The sequence below is a fragment of the Alloalcanivorax xenomutans genome, from assembly GCF_900217905.1.
Classification (GTDB): domain Bacteria; phylum Pseudomonadota; class Gammaproteobacteria; order Pseudomonadales; family Alcanivoracaceae; genus Alloalcanivorax; species Alloalcanivorax xenomutans.
Genome location: NZ_OBMO01000039.1, coordinates 1 through 5,148 on the forward strand (window position 1 = coordinate 1; position 5,148 = coordinate 5,148).

The 5,148-nt window shown below is 53.4% G+C and carries 3 rRNA genes; all 3 read right to left on the reverse strand.

What is annotated here, in order from left to right:
* Positions 1-9 precede the first annotated feature (9 nt).
* The 3 genes from rrf to CRO06_RS19735 all read right to left on the reverse strand — a co-directional run bounded on the left by rrf (position 10) and on the right by CRO06_RS19735 (position 5,001).
* A 5S ribosomal RNA gene (gene rrf / locus CRO06_RS19725) occupies positions 10-125 on the reverse strand.
* Positions 126-279: 154 nt separating this feature from the next.
* A 23S ribosomal RNA gene (locus CRO06_RS19730) occupies positions 280-3,168 on the reverse strand.
* A 292-nt stretch (positions 3,169-3,460) separates the two neighbouring features.
* A 16S ribosomal RNA gene (locus tag CRO06_RS19735) occupies positions 3,461-5,001 on the reverse strand.
* Together the 16S, 23S and 5S rRNA genes form the textbook arrangement of a ribosomal RNA operon.
* Positions 5,002-5,148 lie beyond the last annotated feature (147 nt).

Here is a 5,148-nt window from a genome sequence, read left to right on the forward strand (position 1 = left end):
TATTTAAGAGCCTGACGATGACCTACTCTCACATGGGGAAGCCCCACACTACCATCGGCGCTGAGCGGTTTCACTTCTGAGTTCGGCAAGGGATCAGGTGGTTCCCACTCGCTATAGTCGTCAGGCAAACCGGCTTGGTCACTTACCATGGCAAGCAGCCAAATCTGTTTACCTCACTGGCTAAGCCAGCAAAGTATTCTGAGAAATTAGGAAGTCCAGCGTCAGAGCGTTTATCCAACACTCATTCTATCAGATGCAGTTCAACTGCTTTGGCGTTATATGGTCAAGCCTCACGGGCAATTAGTACGGGTTAGCTTCACGCCTTACGGCAGCTTCCACACCCCGCCTATCAACGTTGTGGTCTTCAACGGCCCTTTAGGGGAATCAAGTTCCCAGAGAGATCTCATCTTGAGGGAGGCTTCCCGCTTAGATGCTTTCAGCGGTTATCCCGTCCGAACGTAGCTACCCGGCAATGCCACTGGCGTGACAACCGGAACACCAGAGGTTCGTCCACTCCGGTCCTCTCGTACTAGGAGCAGCTCCTCTCAAATCTCTAACGCCCACGGCAGATAGGGACCGAACTGTCTCACGACGTTCTAAACCCAGCTCGCGTACCTCTTTAAATGGCGAACAGCCATACCCTTGGGACCGGCTTCAGCCCCAGGATGAGATGAGCCGACATCGAGGTGCCAAACACCGCCGTCGATATGAACTCTTGGGCGGTATCAGCCTGTTATCCCCGGAGTACCTTTTATCCGTTGAGCGATGGCCCTTCCATACAGAACCACCGGATCACTAAGACCTGCTTTCGCACCTGCTCGACTTGTAGGTCTCGCAGTCAAGCACCCTTCTACCTTTACGCTCATTGCACGATGTCCGACCGTGCTGAGGGTACCTTTGTGCTCCTCCGTTACTCTTTGGGAGGAGACCGCCCCAGTCAAACTACCCACCACACAATGTCCCCGACCCGGATAACGGGCCTGGGTTAGAACCTCAAACATGCCAGGCTGGTATTTCAAGGTTGACTCCACAATGACTGGCGTCACTGCTTCAACGTCTCCCAGCTATCCTACACAAGCAGGCTCAAAGTCCACTGTGAAGCTGTAGTAAAGGTTCACGGGGTCTTTCCGTCTAGCCGCGGGTACACAGCATCTTCACTGCGATTTCGATTTCACTGAGTCTCGGGTGGAGACAGTGCCCCCATCATTACGCCATTCGTGCAGGTCGGAACTTACCCGACAAGGAATTTCGCTACCTTAGGACCGTTATAGTTACGGCCGCCGTTTACCGGGGCTTCGATCAAGAGCTTCGCCGAAGCTAACCCCATCAATTAACCTTCCGGCACCGGGCAGGCGTCACACCCTATACGTCCGCTTACGCGTTTGCAGAGTGCTGTGTTTTTAATAAACAGTTGCAGGGGCCTTTTCACTGCGACCACCAACAGCTTACGGGGCAAGCCCTTCACCATCGGTGGCGTACCTTCTCCCGAAGTTACGGTACCACTTTGCCTAGTTCCTTCACCCGAGTTCTCTCAAGCGCCTTAGAATACTCATCCCAACCACCTGTGTCGGTTTGGGGTACGGTTCCTTATAACCTGAAGCTTAGAAGATTTTCCTGGAAGCAGGGCATCAACCACTTCTCGGGGACAAAGCCCCAATGGTCTCGGCTCTCAGCCTTAGGATCCCGGATTTGCCTAAGATCCCAGCCTACTGCCTTTCCCCGGGACAACCAACGCCCGGTAGGCCTAGCCTTCTCCGTCTCTCCATCGCAGTTATAAGAAGTACGGGAATATTAACCCGTTTCCCATCAGCTACGCATTTCTGCCTCGCCTTAGGGGCCGACTTACCCTGCGCCGATTAGCGTTGCGCAGGAAACCTTGGTCTTTCGGCGTGGAGGTTTTTCACCCCCATTATCGTTACTCACGTCAGCATTCGCACTTCTGATATCTCCAGCATGCTTCTCAACACACCTTCACAGACTTACAGAACGCTCCCCTACCCAGCATGCATAAGCACGCTGCCGCAGCTTCGGTATCCAGTTTGAGCCCCGTTACATCTTCCGCGCAGGCCGACTCGACTAGTGAGCTATTACGCTTTCTTTAAAGGATGGCTGCTTCTAAGCCAACCTCCTAGCTGTCTGAGCCTTCCCACATCGTTTCCCACTTAACTGGAATTTGGGGACCTTAGCTGGCGGTCTGGGTTGTTTCCCTCTTCACGACGAACGTTAGCACCCGCCGTGTGTCTCCCGGATAGTACTCACTGGTATTCGGAGTTTGCATCGGGTTGGTAAGCCGGGATGGCCCCCTAGCCGAAACAGTGCTCTACCCCCAGTGGTATTCGTCCGAGGCGCTACCTAAATAGCTTTCGGGGAGAACCAGCTATCTCCGAGCTTGATTAGCCTTTCACTCCGACCCACAGGTCATCCGAATCTTTTTCAACAGATCCCGGTTCGGTCCTCCAGTGCGTGTTACCGCACCTTCAACCTGCCCATGGGTAGATCGCTCGGTTTCGGGTCTATTCCCAGCAACTATATCGCCCTATTCAGACTCGGTTTCCCTACGGCTCCCCTAATTGGTTAACCTCGCTACTGAGAATAAGTCGCTGACCCATTATACAAAAGGTACGCCGTCACCCAACAAAGCGGGCTCCGACTGCTTGTACGTACACGGTTTCAGGGTCTATTTCACTCCCCTCTCCGGGGTTCTTTTCGCCTTTCCCTCACGGTACTGGTTCACTATCGGTCAGCCAGGAGTATTTAGCCTTGGAGGATGGTCCCCCCATGTTCAGTCAAGGTTTCACGTGCCCCGACCTACTCGTTTTCACATATTCAGATTTTCGGATACGGGGCTATCACCCACTATGGCCGGCCTTCCCAGACCGTTCTCCTAATCAGTCATATGCTTAAGGGCTAATCCGCGTTCGCTCGCCGCTACTGACGGAATCTCAATTGATTTCTGTTCCTACGGGTACTTAGATGTTTCAGTTCCCCGCGTTCGCCTCCTGCACCTATGGATTCAGTACAGGATACCCATAAAGGGTGGGTTTCCCCATTCGGAAATCTCCGGATCAAAGTCTGTTTGCCGACTCCCCGAAGCTTATCGCAGGCTACAACGTCCTTCATCGCCTCTGGCTGCCAAGGCATCCACCGTGTACGCTTCGTCACTTGACCATATAACCCAAAACAGTCAACTCGCATCAACCGCTTAAGCCATACAGCTCGCAACGCCAACGATTCACCTAATAGACACAAGTGTCAGATATAAGTCTCTAACGCTTGTATTCCATTGGAATACTTGGACTTCTCATTTCCCAGATTGTTAAAGAGCATCTTGAAGATGAACCTCAAGACCGGACTAAAAAACCGGTAACAAATAATTCTTTCGAATCACTTGTTACCGGCTTCTCGACGCCGGAACAACAGACAAGCAAACGTGTGGGTCCTGTTTGGAAAGTTCTTTCGTTAAGGAGGTGATCCAGCCGCAGGTTCCCCTACGGCTACCTTGTTACGACTTCACCCCAGTCATGAACCACACCGTGGTAATCGTCCTCCCGAAGGTTAGACTAACTACTTCTGGTGCAATCCACTCCCATGGTGTGACGGGCGGTGTGTACAAGGCCCGGGAACGTATTCACCGCGGCATTCTGATCCGCGATTACTAGCGATTCCGACTTCATGGAGTCGAGTTGCAGACTCCAATCCGGACTACGATTGGCTTTGAGAGATTAGCTCCGCCTCGCGACTTCGCAACCCTCTGTACCAACCATTGTAGCACGTGTGTAGCCCAGGCCGTAAGGGCCATGATGACTTGACGTCGTCCCCACCTTCCTCCGGTTTGTCACCGGCAGTCTCCCTAGAGTTCCCACCCGAAGTGCTGGCAACTAAGGACAAGGGTTGCGCTCGTTACGGGACTTAACCCAACATCTCACGACACGAGCTGACGACAGCCATGCAGCACCTGTCACTGCGCTCCCGAAGGCACCAATCTATCTCTAGAAAGTTCGCAGGATGTCAAGGCCTGGTAAGGTTCTTCGCGTTGCATCGAATTAAACCACATGCTCCACCGCTTGTGCGGGCCCCCGTCAATTCATTTGAGTTTTAACCTTGCGGCCGTACTCCCCAGGCGGTCTACTTATCGCGTTAGCTGCGCCACCAAAGTCACTAAGGACCCCAACGGCTAGTAGACATCGTTTACGGCGTGGACTACCAGGGTATCTAATCCTGTTTGCTCCCCACGCTTTCGCACCTCAGCGTCAGTGTCAGTCCAGGAGGCCGCCTTCGCCACTGGTGTTCCTTCCGATCTCTACGCATTTCACCGCTACACCGGAAATTCCACCTCCCTCTACTGCACTCTAGCGTGCCAGTATCGGATGCAATTCCAAGGTTGAGCCCTGGGCTTTCACATCCGACTTAACACACCGCCTACGCGCGCTTTACGCCCAGTAATTCCGATTAACGCTCGCACCTTTCGTATTACCGCGGCTGCTGGCACGAAATTAGCCGGTGCTTCTTCTGTAGGTAACGTCAAGTACTCCAGGGTATTAGCCCAAAGCCTTCCTCCCTACTGAAAGTGCTTTACAACCCGAAGGCCTTCTTCACACACGCGGCATGGCTGGATCAGGCTTGCGCCCATTGTCCAAGATTCCCCACTGCTGCCTCCCGTAGGAGTCCGGGCCGTGTCTCAGTCCCGGTGTGACTGGCCATCCTCTCAGACCAGTTACGGATCGTCGCCTTGGTGGGCCATTACCCCACCAACAAGCTAATCCGACGCGGGCTCATCCATCAGCGCAAGGTCCGAAGATCCCCTGCTTTCCCCCGTAGGGATTATGCGGTATTAGCTCGAGTTTCCCCGAGTTATCCCCCACTAATGGGCAGATTCCCACGTGTTACTCACCCGTCCGCCGCTCGACGCCTGGGAGCAAGCTCCCATCGTTTCCGCTCGACTTGCATGTGTTAGGCCTGCCGCCAGCGTTCAATCTGAGCCATGATCAAACTCTTCAGTTCAAAAAGCGTTTAAAGTGGCCTCACCTTCCCAAAGGAAAACAAGGAGCACTTAAATCATGCTCAACTCATTACAACTCAACTGGGTTGACTTGTTCAGAGTCGATATCTAGTCAAGAACTCGACCCCAAACAGGTCCCACACGTTTGC